The organism is Listeria grandensis FSL F6-0971 (genome assembly GCF_000525835.1).
In the GTDB taxonomy this organism is placed as follows: Bacteria; Bacillota; Bacilli; order Lactobacillales; family Listeriaceae; genus Listeria_A; species Listeria_A grandensis.
Genome location: NZ_AODD01000002.1, coordinates 240,305 through 261,517 on the forward strand (window position 1 = coordinate 240,305; position 21,213 = coordinate 261,517).

22 protein-coding genes and 1 pseudogene are annotated in these 21,213 nt (G+C 41.9%); 20 read left to right on the forward strand and 3 right to left on the reverse strand.

Features of this window, described 5'->3' with window-relative positions; all coding sequences use genetic code 11:
- Position 1: 1 nt before the first annotated feature.
- Positions 2-403 carry a hypothetical protein gene (locus tag PGRAN_RS01710; protein WP_036064561.1) on the reverse strand — a complete coding sequence of 134 codons (402 nt, stop codon included), beginning with the start codon at positions 401-403 and terminating at the stop codon, positions 2-4.
- Between the two features lie 139 nt (positions 404-542).
- On the opposite strand from PGRAN_RS01710, the gene PGRAN_RS01715 reads away from it, so the two are divergent.
- Genes PGRAN_RS01715 through rpoZ form a run of 3 tightly spaced genes read left to right on the forward strand, consistent with a single transcriptional unit; the run spans position 543 to position 2,278 of the window.
- Positions 543-1,418 (forward strand): YicC/YloC family endoribonuclease, encoded by an 876-nt coding sequence (locus PGRAN_RS01715; protein WP_036064563.1) that lies wholly within the window; start codon positions 543-545, stop codon positions 1,416-1,418.
- Positions 1,419-1,459: 41 nt separating this feature from the next.
- On the forward strand, positions 1,460-2,077 hold the full coding sequence (gene gmk / locus PGRAN_RS01720) for a guanylate kinase (protein WP_036064564.1): 618 nt from the start codon (positions 1,460-1,462) through the stop codon (positions 2,075-2,077).
- Positions 2,078-2,278: a DNA-directed RNA polymerase subunit omega gene (gene rpoZ, locus PGRAN_RS01725; RefSeq protein ID WP_036064566.1), complete on the forward strand. Its 201-nt coding sequence runs from the start codon at positions 2,078-2,080 to the stop codon at positions 2,276-2,278.
- A gap of 46 nt (positions 2,279-2,324) precedes the next feature.
- Here the strand turns inward: rpoZ and PGRAN_RS01730 are convergent, their stop codons facing one another.
- Complete coding sequence (locus PGRAN_RS01730) at positions 2,325-2,621, reverse strand: ArsR/SmtB family transcription factor (RefSeq protein ID WP_036064568.1); 297 nt, start codon at positions 2,619-2,621, stop codon at positions 2,325-2,327.
- Positions 2,622-2,732: 111 nt separating this feature from the next.
- Here PGRAN_RS01730 and PGRAN_RS01735 point away from each other — a divergent pair, with 111 nt between their 5' ends.
- The 16 genes and pseudogenes from PGRAN_RS01735 to PGRAN_RS01805 all read left to right on the forward strand — a co-directional run bounded on the left by PGRAN_RS01735 (position 2,733) and on the right by PGRAN_RS01805 (position 19,494).
- Positions 2,733-3,026, forward strand: coding sequence for a putative quinol monooxygenase (locus PGRAN_RS01735; RefSeq protein ID WP_036064570.1), 294 nt, complete (start codon positions 2,733-2,735; stop codon positions 3,024-3,026).
- Between the two features lie 4 nt (positions 3,027-3,030).
- Entirely contained in the window at positions 3,031-3,660 is a 630-nt protein-coding gene (locus PGRAN_RS01740) for a nitroreductase family protein (RefSeq protein WP_036064572.1), read from the forward strand.
- A 270-nt stretch (positions 3,661-3,930) separates the two neighbouring features.
- On the forward strand, positions 3,931-4,335 hold the full coding sequence (locus tag PGRAN_RS15445) for a Hachiman antiphage defense system protein HamA (protein WP_051998380.1): 405 nt from the start codon (positions 3,931-3,933) through the stop codon (positions 4,333-4,335).
- A gap of 368 nt (positions 4,336-4,703) precedes the next feature.
- Entirely contained in the window at positions 4,704-6,620 is a 1,917-nt protein-coding gene (locus PGRAN_RS01750) for a DEAD/DEAH box helicase (protein WP_051998381.1), read from the forward strand.
- Positions 6,580-7,134 carry a hypothetical protein gene (locus PGRAN_RS15450; RefSeq protein ID WP_051998382.1) on the forward strand — a complete coding sequence of 185 codons (555 nt, stop codon included), beginning with the start codon at positions 6,580-6,582 and terminating at the stop codon, positions 7,132-7,134. Before PGRAN_RS01750 ends, PGRAN_RS15450 begins: the two co-directional genes overlap by 41 nt.
- Before the next feature lie 144 nt (positions 7,135-7,278).
- Complete coding sequence (gene coaBC, locus PGRAN_RS01755; RefSeq protein WP_077914573.1) at positions 7,279-8,481, forward strand: bifunctional phosphopantothenoylcysteine decarboxylase/phosphopantothenate--cysteine ligase CoaBC; 1,203 nt, start codon at positions 7,279-7,281, stop codon at positions 8,479-8,481.
- 1 nt (position 8,482) lies between these two features.
- On the forward strand, positions 8,483-10,885 hold the full coding sequence (gene priA, locus PGRAN_RS01760) for a primosomal protein N' (RefSeq protein WP_036064576.1): 2,403 nt from the start codon (positions 8,483-8,485) through the stop codon (positions 10,883-10,885).
- Between the two features lie 13 nt (positions 10,886-10,898).
- Positions 10,899-11,843 carry a methionyl-tRNA formyltransferase gene (gene fmt / locus PGRAN_RS01765; RefSeq protein ID WP_036064578.1) on the forward strand — a complete coding sequence of 315 codons (945 nt, stop codon included), beginning with the start codon at positions 10,899-10,901 and terminating at the stop codon, positions 11,841-11,843.
- Positions 11,840-13,177 carry a 16S rRNA (cytosine(967)-C(5))-methyltransferase RsmB gene (gene rsmB, locus PGRAN_RS01770; protein ID WP_036064579.1) on the forward strand — a complete coding sequence of 446 codons (1,338 nt, stop codon included), beginning with the start codon at positions 11,840-11,842 and terminating at the stop codon, positions 13,175-13,177. Before fmt ends, rsmB begins: the two co-directional genes overlap by 4 nt.
- Before the next feature lie 59 nt (positions 13,178-13,236).
- Positions 13,237-13,996, forward strand: a pseudogene (locus PGRAN_RS01775) (Stp1/IreP family PP2C-type Ser/Thr phosphatase).
- The gene (gene pknB, locus PGRAN_RS01780; protein WP_036064580.1) at positions 13,993-15,951 is read left to right on the forward strand and encodes a Stk1 family PASTA domain-containing Ser/Thr kinase; all 1,959 of its coding nucleotides are present in this window, start codon (positions 13,993-13,995) and stop codon (positions 15,949-15,951) included. Before PGRAN_RS01775 ends, pknB begins: the two are co-directional and overlap by 4 nt.
- Before the next feature lie 3 nt (positions 15,952-15,954).
- A complete protein-coding gene (gene rsgA / locus PGRAN_RS01785; protein WP_051998383.1) occupies positions 15,955-16,875 on the forward strand; it encodes a ribosome small subunit-dependent GTPase A in 921 nt (306 codons plus the stop codon).
- Positions 16,847-17,503: a ribulose-phosphate 3-epimerase gene (gene rpe, locus PGRAN_RS01790; RefSeq protein WP_036064581.1), complete on the forward strand. Its 657-nt coding sequence runs from the start codon at positions 16,847-16,849 to the stop codon at positions 17,501-17,503. Before rsgA ends, rpe begins: the two co-directional genes overlap by 29 nt.
- Before the next feature lie 476 nt (positions 17,504-17,979).
- Complete coding sequence (locus tag PGRAN_RS01795; protein WP_051998384.1) at positions 17,980-18,618, forward strand: thiamine diphosphokinase; 639 nt, start codon at positions 17,980-17,982, stop codon at positions 18,616-18,618.
- Positions 18,619-18,631: 13 nt separating this feature from the next.
- Positions 18,632-18,991: a DUF1418 family protein gene (locus PGRAN_RS01800; RefSeq protein WP_036064587.1), complete on the forward strand. Its 360-nt coding sequence runs from the start codon at positions 18,632-18,634 to the stop codon at positions 18,989-18,991.
- A complete protein-coding gene (locus PGRAN_RS01805) occupies positions 18,991-19,494 on the forward strand; it encodes a hypothetical protein (protein ID WP_036064589.1) in 504 nt (167 codons plus the stop codon). Before PGRAN_RS01800 ends, PGRAN_RS01805 begins: the two co-directional genes overlap by 1 nt.
- Before the next feature lie 515 nt (positions 19,495-20,009).
- Here the strand turns inward: PGRAN_RS01805 and rpmB are convergent.
- Positions 20,010-20,198, reverse strand: a complete 189-nt coding sequence (gene rpmB, locus PGRAN_RS01810; protein ID WP_036060116.1) for a 50S ribosomal protein L28 — start codon at positions 20,196-20,198, stop codon at positions 20,010-20,012.
- A 636-nt stretch (positions 20,199-20,834) separates the two neighbouring features.
- Between rpmB and PGRAN_RS01815 the strand changes: the two genes are divergently transcribed.
- Positions 20,835-21,200 carry an Asp23/Gls24 family envelope stress response protein gene (locus tag PGRAN_RS01815; protein ID WP_036064591.1) on the forward strand — a complete coding sequence of 122 codons (366 nt, stop codon included), beginning with the start codon at positions 20,835-20,837 and terminating at the stop codon, positions 21,198-21,200.
- Positions 21,201-21,213: the final 13 nt, after the last annotated feature.

Here is a 21,213-nt window from a genome sequence, read left to right on the forward strand (position 1 = left end):
ATTATTTCGTTCGATAGTCAATGCTCATTGTACCATCATCTTTTACTTCGTTTATAGTCAGATAAATTTGGCTGTTCATGGTCGATGTCCCTTGTTCTGCATCGATGTGAATATCATCATGCTTTTTGCCGGACTTATCGACATAGCTGATAACAAAGCCGCCAGCCCCCACGTCAAAAGGCTCTATCTTTATTTCTTTGACTGTTTCATTTTTTAGTGCTGGAATTGTGGCGATTACTTTGTCTCCATTGCTAATCGTAATGGCTGACGATGTATTTCCACTATAATTTTCACCAGTGATGATAAAGTCCTCTTGGGGTGTGGAACCCGCAAATCGTAACACAAAAGCTAGTACGATAATAGCTGCAAAAGTAATACTGGAAATCAAAATATTTTTTTTCATGTTGCGAACCTCTTCTCTTTTTTCTTCCATTGTACCATAAGAACAATAAAACTTGCGCGGGATTGCCGTTTAAGATGTATTCTTCATGAAGTTTTGGTATAATGAGGAGGTGAAATTAGAATGCGAGAGGCTGATCGAAATGGTAAAAAGTATGACTGGGTTCGGGCGAGCAGGGAAGCAATCAGAGAATTTCAAAGTAACGGTAGAATTAAAGGCAGTCAATCATCGCTATTTGGAGACGGTTTTCCGGATGGCGCGAGTGTTTGCCTATTTAGAGGCGAAATTAAAGAAAAGCATCGCGGAACAGGTGAAGCGTGGACGGATCGAATGTGCGGTCACGATCGAAGGCAACAAAGCAACGAAAGAAAAATTGGTCATCAATTGGGATTTGGCAGATGAATACATCCGGTTTATGCGTCAAGCCACGCAGCGCTACCAAATGGAGGATGCACTGAACATTCAAGAATTACTGCTAGATCCGCGTTTTTTAGAAATCGTGGAGGGTAATGAACCAGATTTGGAGCTTGAGGAATTACTGATTGGGGCAACAACTGCAGCGGCGAAGCGACTCGATGAAATGCGGGCAGCTGAGGGCAATGAATTAGCGCTACACTTCAAGTATCACTTGGATACGACCGTTAAATTGTTAACGGAAATAGAAGCTTTTGTGCCAGAGATGGAAGCGACCTATCGCGCGCGACTAGAAAATCGGTTACTTAGCTATGTTGGTGAAGATTTTGATAAGGCGCTCGTTCTTTCAGAAATTGCTGTGATGCTTGAGAAATCAGATATTAACGAAGAGCTCGAACGGATGGGAAGTCATGTGAAGCAGTTTTCGCACATCCTAATGCTCGCAGAACCAGTTGGTCGGAAGCTCGATTTTCTCATACAGGAGATGAATCGTGAAATAAATACGATTGGATCGAAAGCTAGCCATTTAGAAATTACGAATCGTGTGGTAGAATTAAAGACAACACTTGAAAAAATGCGTGAGCAAATCCAGAACGTGGAATAATTTTTCAAGCAGTATGATATGTAGAAAAGAGGAACGCAAACATGACAGATCGAGGACTTCTCATCGTTTTATCTGGTCCTTCTGGAGTTGGGAAAGGGACGGTTAGAAAAGCAGTTTTTGATGACCCGACAACTTCATTTGAATATTCCATTTCGATGACAACCCGCCAAGCACGAGAAGGCGAAGTGGACGGTGTGGATTATTATTTCCGCACGAAAGAACAATTTGAGCAGGCGATTGCGGATGGCAAAATGCTAGAATACGCGCAATATGTCGGCAACTATTATGGAACGCCGCTTGACTATGTAGAAGAAATTTTGATAGCTGGAAAAGATGTTTTTCTTGAAATCGAGGTGCAAGGAGCTTTACAAGTACGTAAAGCGATGCCAGAAGGAATATTTATTTTCTTGACGCCGCCTGATTTAAGTGAACTCAAAAACCGCATTATAGGGCGGGGTACAGAGTCTATGGACGTTGTCGAAGAGCGCATGAGCGAGGCTCGCCGGGAAATTGAGATGATGAACGCCTATGATTATGCCGTCGTTAATGATATAGTAGATAATGCCGTTCAAAAAATTAAGGGAATTGTTCAGACCGAGCACTTAAAAACAGAGCGCGTCATTCATAAGTATGAAAAAATGTTAGAGGAGTTGGAATAGATGTTATATCCATCAATTGATAATTTGTTGTTAGTTATTGACTCAAAATACTCGCTAGTAACGGTAGCTGCGCGTCGTGCCCGTCAAATGCAAAAAGACCACGATCCAGGTACAATGGATGATTTCAAATCGCATAAAGCGGTAGGGAAAGCGTTAGAAGAGATTTATGCAGGAAACTTGGTTATGGGGAAAGATAAATAAGTGTGTAGAAAAATAGGCACAAGAATCGTATTTTTGATTCTTATGCCTATTTTTCTACGTGTAGGTTGCTGAAAATCGAGAAGAAGGCCGGATATTGTTTGAGTAAATCTTGGTTGGGTGAATAAATATGTGTCGTGCCTTCTTTGCGAACGTGGACTAGGCCGGCCTCCTTTAATAGTTTGATGTGATGGGACATCGTGGATTTGGAAACGTCGTACGTATCGCTCGTCACGCGCTGTTCCCCTTTTTGGAGTAGACAGCGAAAGATATCTAGACGAATCGGATCACCTAGGGCTTGGAATAAAACTAATAACTGTTCTGTATTTTGATTATTATTTTTCATAAAAGTATCATAGCACATTACATATTAGTTGCCCATCAAAAAATGTTATGGTAAAGTGTTGTAGTTCGAAAAAAATCGAACAATAATATTCAGAGGAAGAAGGGCGAACAAATGCTAGTTATTCAAGCGAAATTGGAAGTCCAAGAAGATCAGATTGCTGCTTTTTTGAAAGAAGTGGAGCCGTTGATTGTGGCGTCACGCGAGGAGTCGGGCAATATTAGCTACAAATTGACGTGTGCCGTTGAGAATACAACCGAGTTTTATATGATCGAGCAGTGGGAAGATTTAGCTGCGATTGATGCCCATAATAAAAGCAAGCATTTTCAAGCGTTCCAAGCCGGTGTTGGCAGCATGTTGAGTGCGCCGCCGACCATTCAAGTACTCAGTACACTAGAAGGGAAGTAATACCATGTATAAAAATAATGATTTTGAAGATATTATCAAAAACCGCCGTTCGATTCGTACATATGATGACTCGGTGAAAATTAGTAGAGAAGAGATGGAGCAAATATTGACGGATGCGATGCGTGCGCCATCATCGGTGAACATGCAGCCGTGGCGTTTTGTCGTGGTGGAAAGTCCAGAAGGGAAAGCGAAATTGCGTCCACTTGTGCGTTTTAACACGCAACAAAATGATACGTCGTCGGCCATGATTGTGATTTTTGGTGATGTGAATAGTTTTGATAATGGGGAGAAAATTTTTAGTAGTGCGGTGGAGCAAGGATTGATGCCGGCGGATGTGAAAGAGAAGCAAATGGCTGCGTTGACGCCTTATTACGCGAATTCACCACGTGAGGAATTGGAACGGGTAGCGTTGATTGACGGGAGTTTGGTTGCGATGCAGTTGATGCTGGTGGCTCGAGCTTATGGTTATGATACGAATCCGATTGGTGGGTTTGAACGGCGTGAAGTTGCGGAAGCGTTTGATATAGATATTGAGCGTTATGTACCGGTGATGATTGTGTCGATTGGGAAAGCGACGGATGCGGGATATGGTTCGTATCGGTTGAGTGTGGATGAGACGGTTTTTTGGAAGTAATAGTTTGAATGGTAACATCGAGGCGTTCGCGATTCTCGATGTTATTTTTTATTTTGTTTATAATGGATAAGATGGTTGACACTGCCTGCTATTTAACCGTTTTTTTAATACATAGGGGAAGTTATGCACTGAGGAAGGTTTTTATCTTTTTTAGGATAATTTTTGTAAAAATTCCTTTTCATTTGGAATTCATTGTGGTATTTTTAAACTATAGGATTATAATGTATCTATTTATTTTCAGTTGATTAGAAACTTAAGGTTGGTGAAATAATGGATGACTGCTTTAACAGTAACTATATTGTAAGAGAGAAATATTCAATTCACGTCATTGAAATTAAGGCTTTTGATAGCAAACTAGAAAATTACATTGACGAACATTTCGTAAGCGTTTGCAAAGGGAGGAATAGCGACTGGAAAATTGAGCATGTGAAAAAAGAGGTAAGGAGTTTCTATGAAAAAAAGTCTATTAAAACTAGGTATGGTGCTACAGCAGAATTTTTTATACACCTTTATTTGAAGAGCCTGGGCTACCTTCAAGAGTGTATGTTTTTAAACCTCGAAGAAAATTCGATAAAAAAAGGTTTTGATGGATTTTATTCAAAAGGCTCTGAACCGTGGATAATGGAAAGTAAGTCTGGATCAATAAATACTGCTGGAATATCGCATGTTAAATAAAATAAAAGAAGCATATAATGATATGTCCGAAAAAATAACAAATGGAAGTAATCCATGGAGCAATACTTATAATCACGCAAATTCAAGGGATGTGGACACCGATCAATCAATAGTGGATATAGTAAAGAAATTATCCGAGGATGCTTTTCAAGAAAAAAAAACATAGAATTTCTGATTTCAATTTAATTCCTACAGCTACGATATTTTTTGAGGATAAATGGGAAGATGTTACAATCGAACACATAGAAACAGAAATTAAAAAAAATTTGTGATAGATTGAAATGCAAAGATCTTATTATTATTTGTTGTTCTAAACTTTCATTACGATTGTTTATGGATTTCTTAGGTGTGGAATGGAGAGAGTCTTAATGCGTACAAAAGAGAAAAGACAATTTACAAGTATTAGCAAGATACCTTTTTTCAGTAATGTGTATCGAAAGATGATTGTCGGAGAAACCTTAAACATAAATGAGAAAACATATATGCTTTCAATTGCTTTGGAGTTTTGTAGGCAGTATGAGAAAGATAAGAGAAGAACGTCTTATGTGGAGTTTGCATATTTCGTTTTTTTGAAATACGCTCTGACATATAAAGATTATGCCCCTTTATATGACTTTGCATTAAATTTTGGGTTTTATCCTATTGTGAAGGAACTTCAGGATAAAGGAGAAGTGGAAATATTAAATATACAGGAGTTTATTAATCAAGTTAATATTAATGAATATGTATATGATAGTTATATTGAAACTGCTGATCAAAAGGAGAAAAGAGATTTATTATTATCGACAGAATCTAACTATTCAAGCTTCATTGCACCAACTTCTTTTGGTAAGAGCTCAGCAATAATTGATCATATAAAAGGAAAGAGTGACGATTACTCTAGGTTTTCGATAATTGTTCCTACAAAATCTTTGCTAGTACAAACGTATAGAAATGTGAGGAATGCAAACCTAGGTTTTAAAATATTAACGCATGATGAGATGTACACAGAAGATGAGAGGTTTATCGCTGTTATGACACAAGAACGTGCGCTACGATTATTGGATAAACACGAGCTTTATTTTGATGTAATGTATATAGATGAAGCACATAATCTATTTGAAAAAAATAGTAGAAGCATTTTATTGGCAAGGTTAATACGGCTAAATAATAGACGGAATAGGAGTCAAAAGATTATTTATTTATCCCCATTAATAAATGATAGTAACAATTTGAAACTAGATTTTCAAGATGATATTGCTGAACAACGAATATCAATAAACATGAAAGAAGCTGAAATCTATGAATTTCTTAAAGATGGAAACGAAGAAATTTATAATAGGTTTTCAAATCAATTTTATTCATTAAATAATAAATATACCGATTTTTGGGAATATATTTTCCAGAAAAAATCTGCTAAAAATTTTGTGTATATTAAGCGACCAAAAGAGATAGAGCGCTTTGCCAAAGAGCTCTATAATAGATTGGGCGACGATGAAATAGTTAGTCCTAGAATAGAAGCTATAGTAGCGGAATTGAAAGATTACGTGCATGAAGATTTTTATATGATTGATTTAATAAAGAAGGGTATAGTATATCTGCATGGCAAGATTCCTGATTTAATTAAGGAATATATGGAATTTCAATTTAAAAATAATGATGATTTATTCTATATAGTCTCAAATATGGTTATACTAGAAGGGATTAATTTACCCATTGATAGGTTGTTTATATTAAATGCTCATTCTTTGAGTTCCAATATGGCAATCAATCTTATTGGTCGAATTAATAGATTAAATGATATTTTTGGAAGCAAGGAGATGTCATTGTATAAGCTTTTACCACAGGTGTATTTTATTAATAGTGAGTACAATGCAAAGAACATGTCTATGAGAAGTTTGATTACTCAATTAAGGAGTAATATAAATAAAGATAAGGTAGAAAATCCAACGCTGGAAAATTTCTCTATAGAAAGGGTGAAGGGCGAGCAGAGAGGAAAGATGCTCCAAATAATTGCTAATGAAAAACTTTTATCGGAAGAGCCATTAAAAGTTGGAGATAATATAAAGCAAGTACTTTTAAAGTGTGGGATTGAAGAATATATAAAATTAAATGATATATATCTTGAAAAGTTAGAGTATAGGTGCAACCTAATAATGAACAGTGTGAGATGGACGGATTACAATATAATTGAAAAAATTTATTATTTTTATTTGTGGGATATCGTTGAGGAAGATGTTAAATTTGAAATTAGGAGACTAGAGAATGATCTTGCAAGAAAATACTACATGTTTTTTTTTGAATAATAGAAAGCAATTAAGTATGAAGGAAAATATTATTGCTACATTTAATTATTTTAAAGAGCGAATTGCAGATAAGAGATCAGTTTATTATGTGGGTACAAGTTATGGAGAGATACCTAAACAAACAGAAAACTATCCAGAATCTCAGAGAAAAGTATATATAGACTTAGCCAGTAAAACTGATCCAGAGCTGATTAATTTGGCTGTTGTCAAACTGAAAATTGAAGAAGATTTTGTAGGATTTACATTACAAAAATTTGTAACGGGCTTATTTGATTTGAATTTAATTTTAGAAGATGAGTATAATGACTTTGTATATGGAACAATAAATAAAAATAAAATTAACTTATTAAAAACAGGCCTATCCATGGGATTGATAACTAGGTTAAATCAAGATGACCAGTTAAAGAATCTTTATTTTGATGATGAAAAAAATCTTAGAGCGAGTACTCTGTTTAATAGATATAGAAAAACACTATCTGATTTTCAAAATTTCGAGTTGAGTAAATATTTATAGTCGCGGTTTAATTTTTTTTGGAGCTGGGAATTTGATTCAATATCAGATTCCTAGCTTTTTCTTTACCTTTCTAACCTCCAGCACTGTTTTTTCCGGCGTTAAAACGGTATAATTGATGGGAAGGTGAAAGAGGTGACCTAGATGTTGGATGGAAAAAATATCTTACTCGCGGTTTCTGGTGGAATCGCTGTTTATAAAGCTGTAGCGCTTACGAGTAAATTGACGCAGGCGGGCGCGAATGTGAAAGTGATGATGACGAAAAGTGCGCAGGAGTTTGTGCCGATGCTTTCGTTTCAGGTGCTGTCGCGCAATGATGTGTATACGGATACGTTTGACGAGAAGGATTCAGGCGTGGTCGCGCATATTAACCTCGCGGACTGGGCGGATCTTGTGATTGTGGCGCCGGCGACGGCGAACGTGATTGGGAAGATGGCGAACGGGATTGCGGATGATATGGTGACGACGACGCTGCTTGCGACGGAGGCGCCGATTTGGGTAGCGCCAGCGATGAATGTGCACATGATTGCGCATCCGGCTGTGGTACGCAATATTAATCAGCTTTACGCGGACGGTGTTCGTTTTATTGAGCCGAGCGAGGGTTATTTGGCATGCGGGTACGTTGGGCGTGGCCGTTTGGAGGAACCGGAGCGGATTGTGGGGCATTTGACGAGCTTTTTTGCGGAGAAGAATACGACGCTTGCTGGGCGGAAAGTCGTGGTGACAGCAGGGGCAACGATTGAAAAATTAGATCCGGTACGCTATTTTACGAATCATTCGACGGGCAAGATGGGCTTTGCGATTGCGGAAACAGCGGCGAGGTATGGTGCGGAAGTGGTACTTGTGACCTCATCGACCAAACTTCCAGTGCCACATGGTGTACAAGCGGTATACATTGAAACGGCACAGGAAATGTATCATGAGGTTATGAAACAGCAAGATTCGGCGGACATTTTTGTGATGAGTGCCGCAGTTGCGGACTATACACCAAAAGTGATTCATGAGCATAAAATCAAGAAGCAGCCGGGAGATTTTGCGGTTGAGATGGTACGTACGAAGGATATTTTGGCGGAGATTGGACAGCACAAACGCGCGGAGCAGGTCGTAATTGGTTTTGCAGCTGAAACGCAGAATGTGAAGGAAAATGCGCTTAAAAAATTACATGCCAAAAATGCGGACATGATCGTTGCGAATAACGTAGCCCAAATTGGTGCTGGTTTTGGCGTGGACACGAATCAGGTTACATTTTATGGACAGGAAGATAGCGAACGGGTTTTCCCGATGTTATCAAAACAAGAGGTAGCGCGCGAAATTATCGAGCAAGCGGCGCGTTTTTTGGAGGAAAAGTAACATGAGTAGAGTTGCCCAAGTGATTGTGGATGTACCAGCGATGCAAGTCGATCGCCCTTTTGATTATTTGATCCCTGAAGCTTGGCGTGACGTTGTTTGCCCTGGTATGCGGGTTTCGGTACCGTTTGGAAATCGGGCGTTGCAAGGTTTTGTTGTAGGGATATCGGAAACGAGTGATTTCGCTAAGCTAAAAGAGATTCGGGAAATGATGGATTTGGCGCCGGTTTTGAATGCGGAGTTGTTGGAACTTGGTGATTGGATTGCGACAGAGACGCTCGCTTACCGGATTACAGCGTATCAGGCGATGCTCCCAGCGGCTTTGCGTGCGAAATATGAGAAGTATTTCGTTTTGCTCGATATGGAAAATGACGAGGCGGAGAGGCTTTTTGAAGGTTATGAAACGATGGATTGGAAAAAAGCGGAACAGCTTGGAGCCTTGCCTACATTGCAAAAGTGGATGAAGAACGGTCTCGTGGAGCTTGTTTATCAAGTGAAGACGAAGATTACGAAGAAGACGGTTCGTGTGGCCAGATCGCTTGTCGGTGTGCAACAATTGGAGGATGCGATTGCGGGAATGCCGAAAGGGGCAAAAGCGCAAATCAAGGTTTTGCAGTTTTTCCAGGTGTTTGATGGCGAATATATAACGATGAAGGATTTACGGACGCGTTTACAGACGACGGATGCGACGGTTCAAAAGGTTGCGGCATTGGGGTTCATTGCTATAGAAGATAAGCATGTGTCGCGAGATCCTTATGAAAATCACGATTTCAAGGCAAGTATACCGTTACCGTTGTTGCCAGATCAACAAGCGGCGCGAGATGCGATAGTGGCGTCGGCGAAAGTAGGAAAACAGGAAACGTTCTTACTGCATGGTGTGACAGGAAGCGGGAAAACCGAGATTTATTTGCAGTCGATTGAGGCGGTGCTTGCGGAGGGGAAAGAGGCTATTGTACTCGTTCCGGAAATCGCGCTCACGCCGCAAATGGTGGAGCGATTTAAGAGCCGTTTTGGAGGCCAAGTGGCAGTACTTCACAGTGCGCTTTCGGCTGGTGAAAAATACGATGAGTGGCGCAGAATCGAGCAAGGGAAGGCAAAAGTCGTGGTTGGTGCGCGTTCTGCTGTTTTTGCACCGTTTTTGAAGCTTGGAATTATTATTATTGATGAGGAACATGAAACGAGTTATAAGCAGGAGGATAATCCGCGGTACCATGCGCGGGACGTGGCGATTGAGCGGGCGAAACGGTATGGTTGTCCGGTTGTGCTTGGGAGTGCGACGCCATCTTTGGAATCATTTGCGCGCGCTGGGAAAAATCGCTATACGCTACTCGAATTGCCGATGCGTGTGAATGATACGGCGCTTCCTGAGGTCGAAGTTGTCGATATGAGCGAGGAATTGCGCAACGAGAACCGGACGGAATTTTCGCAGGTGCTGTTGGAAAAAATCAAGGATCGGCTGGCGAAAAAGGAGCAGGTAGTGCTGCTACTCAACCGGCGCGGGTATTCGTCGTTTGTGATGTGTCGCGATTGTGGCTACGTCGTGGAATGCCCGAATTGTAGTATTTCGCTCACCTTTCATCAGGCGCACAATCAGATGAAATGCCATTATTGTGGTTTTCAGGAAGGGGTGCCGCATCATTGTCCGAGTTGTGAAAGTGAGCAGATTCGCTATTTTGGGACGGGGACGCAGAAGGTGCAGGAAAGTTTGGCGAAACTGATTCCGGAGGCGCGCGTGATTCGGATGGATGTGGATACGACGACGAAAAAGGGCTCGCATGAGAAATTGCTAAACCAGTTTCGTGATAAGGAAGCCGATGTTTTGCTTGGAACGCAGATGATTGCGAAAGGGCTCGATTTTCCGGATATTACGCTTGTTGGTGTGCTCAATGCGGATACGATGCTACATTTGCCCGATTTTAGGGCGTCTGAGAAAACGTTCCAATTGTTGACGCAAGTGAGCGGTCGGGCGGGACGGCATGAGTTGACAGGGGAGGTTATCGTGCAGACGTATAATCCGGAACATTACAGCATTCAATATGCCAAAACGCATGATTATATCGGTTTTTACAACCACGAAATGCGGGTTCGCAAAATGGGATCGTATCCGCCGTTTTATTATTTGACGCTCATCAATGTCAGCGATGAGAATGAGATGAAAGCCGTGCGGACAATTCAGGAAATCACGCAATTTTTGCAAGGGAAGTTAGGGCCAGATGCGATTATTCTAGGGCCGGTTCCGAGTTCGATTGCGCGGATTAAAAATAAATATCGCTATCAATGTATTATTAAATATAAGGTGGAGCCTGAACTAAAGGCCGAACTGAAAAACATTTTGCTACATTATCAAAAAGAACAAGTCAAAGGATTGACGATCACGATGGATGTACAGCCGTTTGTGATGATGTAAAGGAGAAATGAGAATGACGAAAATAATTTTTATGGGAACGCCGGCCTTTTCGGTGCCTGTTTTAAAAGAAGTAGCACAAGCTTATGAGGTGATTGCGGTTGTGACGCAACCGGATCGTGCGGTGGGACGCAAGCGAGTGTTGACGCCGCCTCCTGTGAAAGAAGCGGCAGTCACGCTTGGAATTCCGGTCTATCAGCCAGAGAAGTTGCGCAGTTCGACGGAGCTCGCGGAATTGATCGGATTAGACGCGGATTTGATTGTGACGGCAGCGTATGGTCAAATTTTGCCGAACGAACTCTTGGATGCGCCGAAACATGGCTGTATTAATGTGCATGCGTCGCTTTTGCCCGCGTATCGTGGTGGTGCACCGGTGCATTACGCAATTTTGGATGGCAAAAAGGAAACGGGTGTGACGATTATGTACATGGTGGAAAAACTGGATGCAGGCGATATGTTGGCCAGACGCAGTATTCCGATTACGGATGAGGATAATGTCGGAACGATGTTTGAGAAGCTGAGCGAGGTTGGTGCATCGCTGTTGATGGATACACTGCCTGACTTATTGGCTGGGAAAATAACGCCGGAGCCACAAGACGTGACGCAAGTTACCTTTGCACCCAATATTAAACGGGAACAAGAAAAGATCGACTGGACGCGCGATGGGCGTGCAATTTTTAACCAGATCCGCGGACTCTCACCATGGCCAGTCGCTTATACGACGCTTGCGGGAAACCCTTTTAAAATTTGGCAGGCTCGGATCGAGGAAACGAATGAGGCGACGGAAGCAGGACGCGTTGTGCGGACTACAAAACATGATTTTGCCATTGCGACGGGGGATAAGACGGCAATTATACCAGAAATCGTCCAACCTGCAGGCAAGCAAAAAATGGCTGTTGCTGATTATATGGCGGGAGCTGGGCAACATCTAAATTCAGAAACAAGGTTCGGTGAAATATGAGAAAACCAGAAACAGTCCGCGAAATCGCGTTAGACTTAATTGAGAAAATCGAAAATAACCAGTCATTTAGTCATTTACTAATCAATGATGCACTAAAAAATAGCGACTTAAACCCAATGGACCGCGCGCTTCTAACAGAACTTGTATACGGTACGACGCAGCGACGGATTACATTAGATTTTTACTTAGAACCATTTTTACGCCAAACGCCCGAAAATTGGGTGTTGAACTTGCTGCGCCTCTCGGTTTACCAGTTAGAATTTTTGGATAAGGTGCCGGAACACGCGATTTTACATGAAGCCGGTGAAATTGCGAGGGAACGCGGGCATGATGGTGTCACGAAATTTGTCAATGGCGTGTTGCGAAATGTGATCCGTAAAGGTGTTCCGAAAATCGAGGATATCCGCGATGAAACGACGCAAATTGCAGTCGAAGCCAGTTTACCGACATGGTTAGTCAAACGCTGGGTCGCTCAATTCGGCTCTGAAAAGACACGCGAAATCGGTCTCTCTTTCTTAGAAGCGCCATCGCAAAGCATTCGCGTCAATGAAAATAAGGTAACGGTTGCTGAACTACAGGCAGAACTGTCGGCGCAAGGTATCGAAACAGAGCAGAACGCCTATATTCCAGAGGCATTGATGATGGAACGCGGATCGATCGCTGATACGCAAGCTTATCATAACGGGCGTTGCACGATTCAAGATGAGAGCTCCATGTTAGTCGCCCACGCTTTGCAGTTAGAGGACGGGTTGCGCGTGCTAGATGCCTGCTCTGCGCCGGGTGGGAAAACAACCCATATTGCTGAAAAAATGCACAACACCGGCGAAATTGTGGCGCTTGATATTCATCCGCACAAGACGAAACTCGTGGATAAAGCTGCGAAACGTCTCGATTTAACCAATATTACGACAGAAGTAACCGACGCAAGAAAAGCGAGTGAACTTTTTGCTCCGGAAAGCTTTGATCGTGTTTTAGTAGATGCCCCTTGTTCAGGATTTGGCGTGTTGCGCCGTAAACCCGATATCAAGTACAGTAAAACGGAGGCTGACATAGCGAATCTAGCGCGTATTCAACAGGCGATTTTAGCTGAGGTTGGCGCATTGCTCAAAGAAAATGGTATATTAATATACAGTACTTGTACGATTGACCAAGCGGAAAACCGTGGGGTCGTCGAAAACTTCCTAAAAAGCTATCCAGAATTCCAATTAGAACAAGTGCAAGTACCCGAAAAAATGCTTCCTTACGTGCAAGATAATTATTTAGAACTCGTACCAACGGATATTGGTAGTGACGGCTTTTTCATCGCTGCATTCCGCAAAGTAACGAACAAATAAGCCACGTACGAATGCTTGGAACAAGAAACCAGACTCAATTTAGTGAGGTGTAGTGCAATATGCATGCAGAATTCAGAACAGATAGAGGTAGAATCAGAAATCATAATGAAGATAACGGTGGTATTTTTGAAAATCAGCTCGGCAACCCACTTGTCATCGTTGCAGATGGTATGGGAGGTCACCGTGCTGGCGACGTTGCTAGTGAAATGGCTGTTCGTTTGCTCAGTGAGATGTGGCAAAATGTTGCTGATATGAAGTCCGCTGTGGAGATCGATCTGTGGTTTCGAGAAGCAATTCAAGACGTCAATCAGAAAATCGTAGCGTATGCCAAAGAAGATCCAACGCTCCAAGGTATGGGAACGACGCTTGTTGCCGCTATTTTCTCTAATAGCCAAATTATTGTCGCAAACGTCGGTGATAGTCGCGGGTATCTCATGAAAAATGGGATGCTTGAGCAACTCACCGAGGATCATTCCCTTGTCAACGAACTTTTGCGAAAAGGCGAAAATTTCAAAAAAAGATGCCGAAAATCATCCGCGTAAAAATATTTTATTGCGAGCGCTGGGCATTGAAGGAAATGTGGAAACGGATGTCTTCATTTTGCCGTTTCAGTCGAAGGATCAATTGCTACTTTGCTCGGATGGTCTATCCAATATGCTGACAGAACAAGAAATCGAAGCCATTTTGACGAGTAAACGCACACTGGCTGAAAAAGCAGATATATTTATAACGAAAGCAAACGCGAACGGTGGAGAAGATAACATCACGGTGTTGCTTTTGGAACGGAATCTAGGGGAGAAAGGTAGGGATGTATCATGATGATCGGCAAGCGAATTAATGACCGTTACAAAGTTGTCAGCGCAATCGGTGGCGGCGGAATGGCCAATGTTTTTCTTGCACACGACATGATTCTTGATCGCAACGTTGCTGTGAAAGTGCTGCGCATTGATTTAGCGGACGAGAGTAATTTGATTCGTCGTTTTCAGCGTGAGGCACAATCGGCAACAAGCTTGGTGCACCCAAACATTGTTAGCATTTATGACGTTGGTGAGGAGAACGATCTCCACTACATCGTCATGGAATACGTAGAAGGAATGGATTTAAAGCAATACATCAACGAACACCATCCAATTCCATTCGAAAAAGCTGTGGATATTATGCTTCAAATCGTCTCAGCAGTGGCAGTAGCCCACAGTGCACATATCGTTCATCGTGACCTCAAGCCGCAAAATATTTTGATCGACCATGACGGCGTGGTGAAAATTACTGATTTCGGTATCGCGATGGCACTTTCCGAAACATCGATTACACAAACGAATTCATTGCTTGGTTCTGTGCATTATTTATCACCAGAACAAGCCCGAGGTGGCATGGCAACCCAAAAATCCGACATTTATTCATTGGGTATCGTACTCTATGAGTTGTTGGTCGGCAAGGTTCCGCATGATGGGGAATCGGCAGTTTCGATTGCAATCAAGCATTTACAGGCAAGCATCCCCTCGATTCGTGAGCAGAACCAAGAGATTCCGCAAAGTTTAGAAAATATCGTTATCCGGGCAACCGCGAAAGATCCGTTTTTGCGTTATCAAACAGCCGAAGCGATGGAAGAAGATTTGAAAACTGCGCTCAGCCCAGAAAGGCGTAATGAAGCAAAATACGTTTTTCCGATGGATGATGGTGAGACAAAAACAATTCCTATTATCGCGACGAAAAATGCGATGCAGAATTTGGATAATACGGTCGTTGCGGCGGAAGAAAATCCAGAAGTAGCCGAGCCCCCACCGAAAAAGAAGAGCAATAAAAAGAAAATGTGGTGGATTATTTCAGGAATCATTCTCTTTTTCGCGATTGTTATCATAGCTCTGTGGCTCATTGGTCGGCCACCAGCCACGATCAAAATCCCAAACGTAGCGAACGACACGAAAGAAACCGCGGTGCAAAAACTCCAAGATGCAGGTTTTGTAGTTGGGGAGACGTTTGAAAAGAATAGTGATAAGATCGATGAGGGCAAGATTATAGATACCGATCCTGAAATAGGAACAGCAGAAGAAAAAGGCTCAACGGTGAATCTATATGTCAGCATCGGTGCGAAGAAAATCACGGTGGAAGACTATACCGGTAAGACTTACGATACTGTGAAACAAGTTTTAAATCAACAAGGGTATAAAAAAGTGAGCTACACAGAAGAATATAGCGATTCTGTTGATTCTGGCGTGATTATCTCGCAAGATCCGACCTCAGGTAGCGAAGTTGTGGCAGTAGATACCGAGATTTCATTCGTTGTCAGTAAAGGTCCGCAACCAATGACACTAAAAGATTTATCAGGATTCAACCAAGTCGGGCTTGATGACTACGCTAGTTCTAACGACATCACGATTACTGTCGAAAAAGAAGAATACTCCGACACGGTTGGTGCAGGCCAAGTGATCTCGCAAAAACCACAAGCCGGCGCGTCCATTAATAAAGGCGATAAAGTAACCGTTGTTATGAGTAAAGGCACGAAGGAAAAAGATGTGAAGACGGTGAAACGTACGATCAATATCCCGTATGAGCCAGAAGATCCGGCTGCAACTCCGCCGAAACCGCAACACATTCAAATTTATATCCAAGATAAGACGCACAGCATGACCAGTGCATATAAAGAAATGGATATAACAAAGGATACATCTGAAACACTTACTTTCGAAATCGAAGAAGGGACACAAGGCGGCTATAAAGTCGTTCGTGACAATACCGTTATTTTAGAAGAAACAATCGATTATCCAAACCCATAAGAAATGAAGGTGACTTTTCTGGAAGGACAAATTATGAAGGCGCTGAGCGGTTTTTACTACGTCTATTGCGATGGAAAAACATATCAATGCCGTGCACGTGGCAATTTTAGAAAGCGCGGACTTACACCGCTTGTCGGCGATCATGTCGTTTTTCAAGCGGATAACTTAAAAGAAGGCTACGTACTTGAGTTGCTTCCTCGTAAGAACGCTCTAGTACGGCCGCCGATTGCCAACGTTGACCTTGCGCTACTCGTTTTTTCCGCAGTAGAACCTGACTTTTCTGCTAATCTAGCCGATCGCTTCCTTGTTGCCATTGAGCTTGAAGATGTGGAACCAGTGATTTGTATCAGCAAAATGGATGTAGCAGACGACACGCGCAGAGCAGAGATCGCAGAATATAAAGCGATTTATGAAGAGGCAGGGTATCAAGTCTTACTAACGAACACAGACATCGATAAACAAGCGGTCTTTGAAGTCATCGCTGGCAAAATTGCAGTGATCGCAGGACAATCCGGTGTCGGTAAATCAACCCTTTTGAACGCGTTGAATCCCAATTTAGATATCGAAACGGGCGTTATTTCCTTTGTTTTAGGACGCGGGAAGCATACAACACGTCACGTTGAACTGATGACAATCGGCGAAGGCTTCATTGCAGATACGCCAGGCTTTAGTTCTATCGAGATGGACGAGTTAACGATCGAAAACCTTCAATTTTGTTTTCCAGAAATTGATCGACGTCGTGGCGAATGTAAGTTCCGCGGCTGTATTCACGAAAATGAACCAAAATGCGCAGTCAAAACGGCCGTAGAAACTGGTGAGATTGCAGCATTCCGATACAAACATTACATTCAAATTTTGACCGAAGTAAAAAAACAAAAAAAGAGAGGTATTAATAATGGGAAAAATAGCTCCATCCATACTTAGCGCAGATTTTGCTAATTTAGCAGCAGATATTAAAGAAGTCGAAGGATATGGCGCGGACTACATTCACGTTGATGTGATGGACGGCCATTTCGTACCTAATATTACATTTGGTCCGAGCGTAGTCAAAGCGATCCGACCAGTTACGAAGCTTCCATTAGACGTGCATTTGATGATTGAAAACCCAGACAAGTACATCCCAGAATTCGCAAAAGCAGGCGCTGATTATATTTCCGTCCACGTGGAAGCGTGTCCGCATTTGCATCGCACACTACAGTTAATCCGTTCTTTTGACGTAAAAGCAGGCGTCGTTTTAAATCCAGCGACGCCGATTGAAACCATTCAGCACGTATTAGAAGAAGTCGACTTAATTCTATTTATGACAGTAAATCCAGGATTTGGTGGGCAAAGCTTTATTAAAGAAGTATTACCAAAAATTACAGCAGCCAAAAAAATGATAGCAGAAAAAGGTTTACAGATTGAGATCGAAGTAGACGGCGGCGTAGATGACAAAACCGCACCACTTTGCGTAGCAGCAGGCGTTGATGTTTTTGTTGCAGGTTCTTATATCTATGGAAGTAAGGATCGGGAAAAAGCAGTAGACAAGTTGAGAGAGATAGTAGGGGAATAACGAAAAGCTGAGGAAGCCCGTTAGCCCCGAAAAAACTTGGAGCGGCCGCAATGAAAACCCGGTCCTGGTTTTTATGGAGGGCGTGAAAGTTTCGAGGGGCTGGCTTCCGAAGCTGGATCCGAAAGGCGCAGGTCATGACGCAGTACATGGATTACATGCCCTCTTTCGTTTTCATGCATAATGAGACTCTCTGGATTCTCTGCTTCTTAACTTGTTTTGCAAATAATTCGAGGATGGGCGTCGTAAGAGCCACTGGTGGATTACATACTCACCTACGGTTCCTATGCATATTGAGACTCTCTGTATTCTCTGCTTCTTAGCTTGTTTCGCAAATAATTCGAGGATGGGTGTCGTAAGAGCCGCTGGTGGATTACATACTCACCTACGGTTCCTATGCATATTGAGACTCTAACTCAGCAGAGTACGCTTCGTAAGAGTCTCAACAAATCTAAATCCATAGGGGAGGGGTTAAACCAGTGAAAACCTTACATATCATGGTCGGAGGTCCAGAGTCGGAACTCCCTGATATATCTAAATACGACAAAACCATTCCATGGATTGGTGTCGATCGTGGAGCCGTGCGTCTTACTGAGCGCGGAATCATCCCAATCATCGCGATGGGCGACTTCGATTCCCTTTCCAAAGCAGAATTGGCGCATTTAAAAACAATGACGGAGGTGACCGAGTTCCCAGCTGAAAAAGATGAAACGGACACCGAAATAGGCCTTCAATGGGCGCTCACGGAGCAACCAGATCTCATTCGAATTTTTGGTGCGACGGGTGGTCGTCTAGATCATTTGCTTGCCAACATTATGATGCTCATGCAACCGCGATTTCTGGACGTTATTTCTAAAATCGAGTTGCTTGATCGCTATAACTATATCAAAATGTACACACCAGGTGAACACCAGGTTTCCCGAATTCCAGACAAAAAATATGCGGCCTTCATAACGATGGCAGACGTGACGAAACTTACATTAAAGGGATTCAAATATCCATTAACCGAAGCCAATTACCCATTTGGAGCCGCGCTTTCCAGCAACGAATTTCTTGGTGAGCAAGGCACATTTTCATTCCAAACAGGTTTAGTTTTATTTATCCAAAGTAATGACTAGAGGGAGTATTGCAATGAAAGATAATACAGCTTTAATCGCAAAAAGATCAAAAATAGCCCTGATTGTTACGATTATCGGACTGATTTTAAGCGTTCTCGTACAAATTTCTACCTTTATTAATCTCGGGAAAAGTAGCTCCAATCCGCTCTATAACGCTATGATGAGCATGACCTACATCGGTATCTTCTTCATGATTATTGCGGTTGTCGGACTGGTTTTCCTAATCAAGAAAAGTTACTATAAAGCCGGCCTGACGCTGACGATCACCGGAATCGCATGCGCCATATTTGTCAATCCCTTCCCAGGAATTGCAATTCTTATCGGTGGCGTCATTGTGTCAAATGTAGACAAACTAGAAAAAGGCGAGCGCTGATGAAAAAAAGTTTTCAAATCTTGCTATCCGTATGCTTGATTCTCGCACTCTCAGCCTGTTCCACAGCTCCAAATGGCTTAAATGACAACAAAAATGCTAGCCCTGACAAAACGGCAGACGAACTGGCAACACAGATGATTCAAGCTGTTTTTGATAAAGATGCAACCAGTATGCAAAAAAATACAGTTGGGAATCAACCGCTAGACTTGCCGACGTATACAAGTACGTATCAAGAAATAGTTAAAAGTAAAGATTATTTATATGGTGCATACTACCAAAAAGATAAGATTTATTATTTATTCACATTTATTGATAAAGAAAAGCCTGAGAAATTAGAGTTAACCTTGCAAAAAGTAGACAACACTTGGAAGCTAATGGCGCTAACTCCGTGGAACACAGATGGAACGGACTTAACCGAAAAAGAAATTTACAATAAGATCGGCAAAGGAACTGGCGACGACATTCGAATTTTCGAGCGCGGAGCTAATTTTATGCGGATATAGGAAATGGAATCTAGCAACGTGCATTGTGCTAGATTCCGATTTTTTTATCTAGGGAATTAATGATTGATATGGACTTTATGAATTTGAATCAATCCGCGCATGGCGGTCGTGAATATGGCTTGATGAAGGTGATGGTTCACAATAAGAATATCGGTTTTATGGAAGATTATACATATGAATTAAGCGGCTAGGAAGGAAGACATTTTGCAATCACACATGATGGAAGTAGATCCTACGCTTTAAGCTGGCGGTGGGTATCACAGGTTGTTTCGCTAAATGTAACAACCGATCAAATTCTAACTTAGGAAAAATTAGTTGGTTCAGAGACAACGGTGATCAAATAAGCTACTAATATTGAGTAACAAGAGCCTCTTTCAAACATAGAAAAACAGGATTTCCGTCACTAGTTATGGTGGAAATCCTGTTTTTCTATAGTTTACATGGAACCGATTGTTTGCATGACTTATTTAGGCAAAGAAAAATGCAGTATCCGAAGACCTGCATCCATTTTCTTATTAAACACGTTCAACTTTACCGGATTTAAGCGCACGAGCTGAAACCCAAACTTTTTTAGGTTTGCCGTTTACTAAGATACGAACTTTTTGTAAGTTTGCTTTCCAAGTACGTTTGCTTGCGTTCATCGCGTGGGAACGTTTGTTACCAGAACGAGTTTTGCGACCTGTGATTACGCATACTTTTGCCATCGTTATTTCCCTCCTTACAGAGCTACTTCAAAAAAGCTGTTAATTACCCATCTATCGCATAAAAATAGCTTTTTGTTTTTCATATACTACAATAATTTATCATAAACGACACTCAATTGCAACCTCTTAAGCGAAAAACCTGCAAAGATTTTTTACTTGACAGACTGAAAAGCTGAAACAGCCCGTTAGCCTCGACAGAAAAGGAACGAATACTCACTCTTTTCGCACTCGTATTGAGGCTCTAAATCGCCAAGTAATGCCTCATAAGAGCCGCAACATAGGGGGCGCAGTGAAAATCCTCTTTTGATTTTTGCAGAGGCCACGAAAATTTCAAGGAGTTGCCCTAGAATCCGCATTGACAATCAATGTACACTCCCACTCTAAGTCTAGGAATTAGGCATTTATTCTAGGTTTTGCCCCTAAGAGCTACTAAAGAATAGCATACTATCACTCTGAGGAACTAAATTACCCTTCCTAAAAGCCTTAGCAACAAACTCCTTCCCAACCCTCCTTTAATATAGTAGAATAGAGAAGAACAGCGATGTTAGAATAATTTTTATGAAAGATACTTAGGGAGCTGGCATGAAGCGTCGGCTTCTTCTGAAAACCTTACTTAACCTAAGGAGGAACATAAAGATGACAATTGAAATGGAAACAAAGCTCGGCAAAATTGATATCACTACAGAAGTGATTGCAACGCTTGCTGGTGGGGCAGCAGAGGAGAATTTCGGCATTGTAGGGATGGCCAGTCAGCATCAAATACGCGATGGCCTGACGGATATATTGCGCCGTGAGAACTACACGAAAGGTGTTATTGTTCGTCAAGAAGATGACGGTTTAAACATTGATATGTATATTATCGTCGGTTTTGGTACTAAAATTTCTGAGGTCGCTCACAACGTACAGGAGCGCGTGAAATATACGTTAGAAAAAACGTTGGGCATCACAGTAGATTCTGTGAATATCTATGTCCAGGGTGTCCGTGTGACGAACGAAGCATAAGGGAGGATACGTA

Coding starts and splice junctions, on each gene's coding strand:
- PGRAN_RS01710 (WP_036064561.1), bottom strand. CDS start 403: ATGAAAAAAAATATTTTGATTTCCAGTATTACTTTTGCAGCTATTATC.
- PGRAN_RS01715 (WP_036064563.1), top strand. CDS start 543: ATGGTAAAAAGTATGACTGGGTTCGGGCGAGCAGGGAAGCAATCAGAG.
- gmk (WP_036064564.1), top strand. CDS start 1,460: ATGACAGATCGAGGACTTCTCATCGTTTTATCTGGTCCTTCTGGAGTT.
- rpoZ (WP_036064566.1), top strand. CDS start 2,078: ATGTTATATCCATCAATTGATAATTTGTTGTTAGTTATTGACTCAAAA.
- PGRAN_RS01730 (WP_036064568.1), bottom strand. CDS start 2,621: ATGAAAAATAATAATCAAAATACAGAACAGTTATTAGTTTTATTCCAA.
- PGRAN_RS01735 (WP_036064570.1), top strand. CDS start 2,733: ATGCTAGTTATTCAAGCGAAATTGGAAGTCCAAGAAGATCAGATTGCT.
- PGRAN_RS01740 (WP_036064572.1), top strand. CDS start 3,031: ATGTATAAAAATAATGATTTTGAAGATATTATCAAAAACCGCCGTTCG.
- PGRAN_RS15445 (WP_051998380.1), top strand. CDS start 3,931: ATGGATGACTGCTTTAACAGTAACTATATTGTAAGAGAGAAATATTCA.
- PGRAN_RS01750 (WP_051998381.1), top strand. CDS start 4,704: ATGCGTACAAAAGAGAAAAGACAATTTACAAGTATTAGCAAGATACCT.
- PGRAN_RS15450 (WP_051998382.1), top strand. CDS start 6,580: ATGATCTTGCAAGAAAATACTACATGTTTTTTTTTGAATAATAGAAAG.
- priA (WP_036064576.1), top strand. CDS start 8,483: ATGAGTAGAGTTGCCCAAGTGATTGTGGATGTACCAGCGATGCAAGTC.
- fmt (WP_036064578.1), top strand. CDS start 10,899: ATGACGAAAATAATTTTTATGGGAACGCCGGCCTTTTCGGTGCCTGTT.
- rsmB (WP_036064579.1), top strand. CDS start 11,840: ATGAGAAAACCAGAAACAGTCCGCGAAATCGCGTTAGACTTAATTGAG.
- pknB (WP_036064580.1), top strand. CDS start 13,993: ATGATGATCGGCAAGCGAATTAATGACCGTTACAAAGTTGTCAGCGCA.
- rsgA (WP_051998383.1), top strand. CDS start 15,955: ATGAAGGTGACTTTTCTGGAAGGACAAATTATGAAGGCGCTGAGCGGT.
- rpe (WP_036064581.1), top strand. CDS start 16,847: ATGGGAAAAATAGCTCCATCCATACTTAGCGCAGATTTTGCTAATTTA.
- PGRAN_RS01800 (WP_036064587.1), top strand. CDS start 18,632: ATGAAAGATAATACAGCTTTAATCGCAAAAAGATCAAAAATAGCCCTG.
- PGRAN_RS01805 (WP_036064589.1), top strand. CDS start 18,991: ATGAAAAAAAGTTTTCAAATCTTGCTATCCGTATGCTTGATTCTCGCA.
- rpmB (WP_036060116.1), bottom strand. CDS start 20,198: ATGGCAAAAGTATGCGTAATCACAGGTCGCAAAACTCGTTCTGGTAAC.
- PGRAN_RS01815 (WP_036064591.1), top strand. CDS start 20,835: ATGACAATTGAAATGGAAACAAAGCTCGGCAAAATTGATATCACTACA.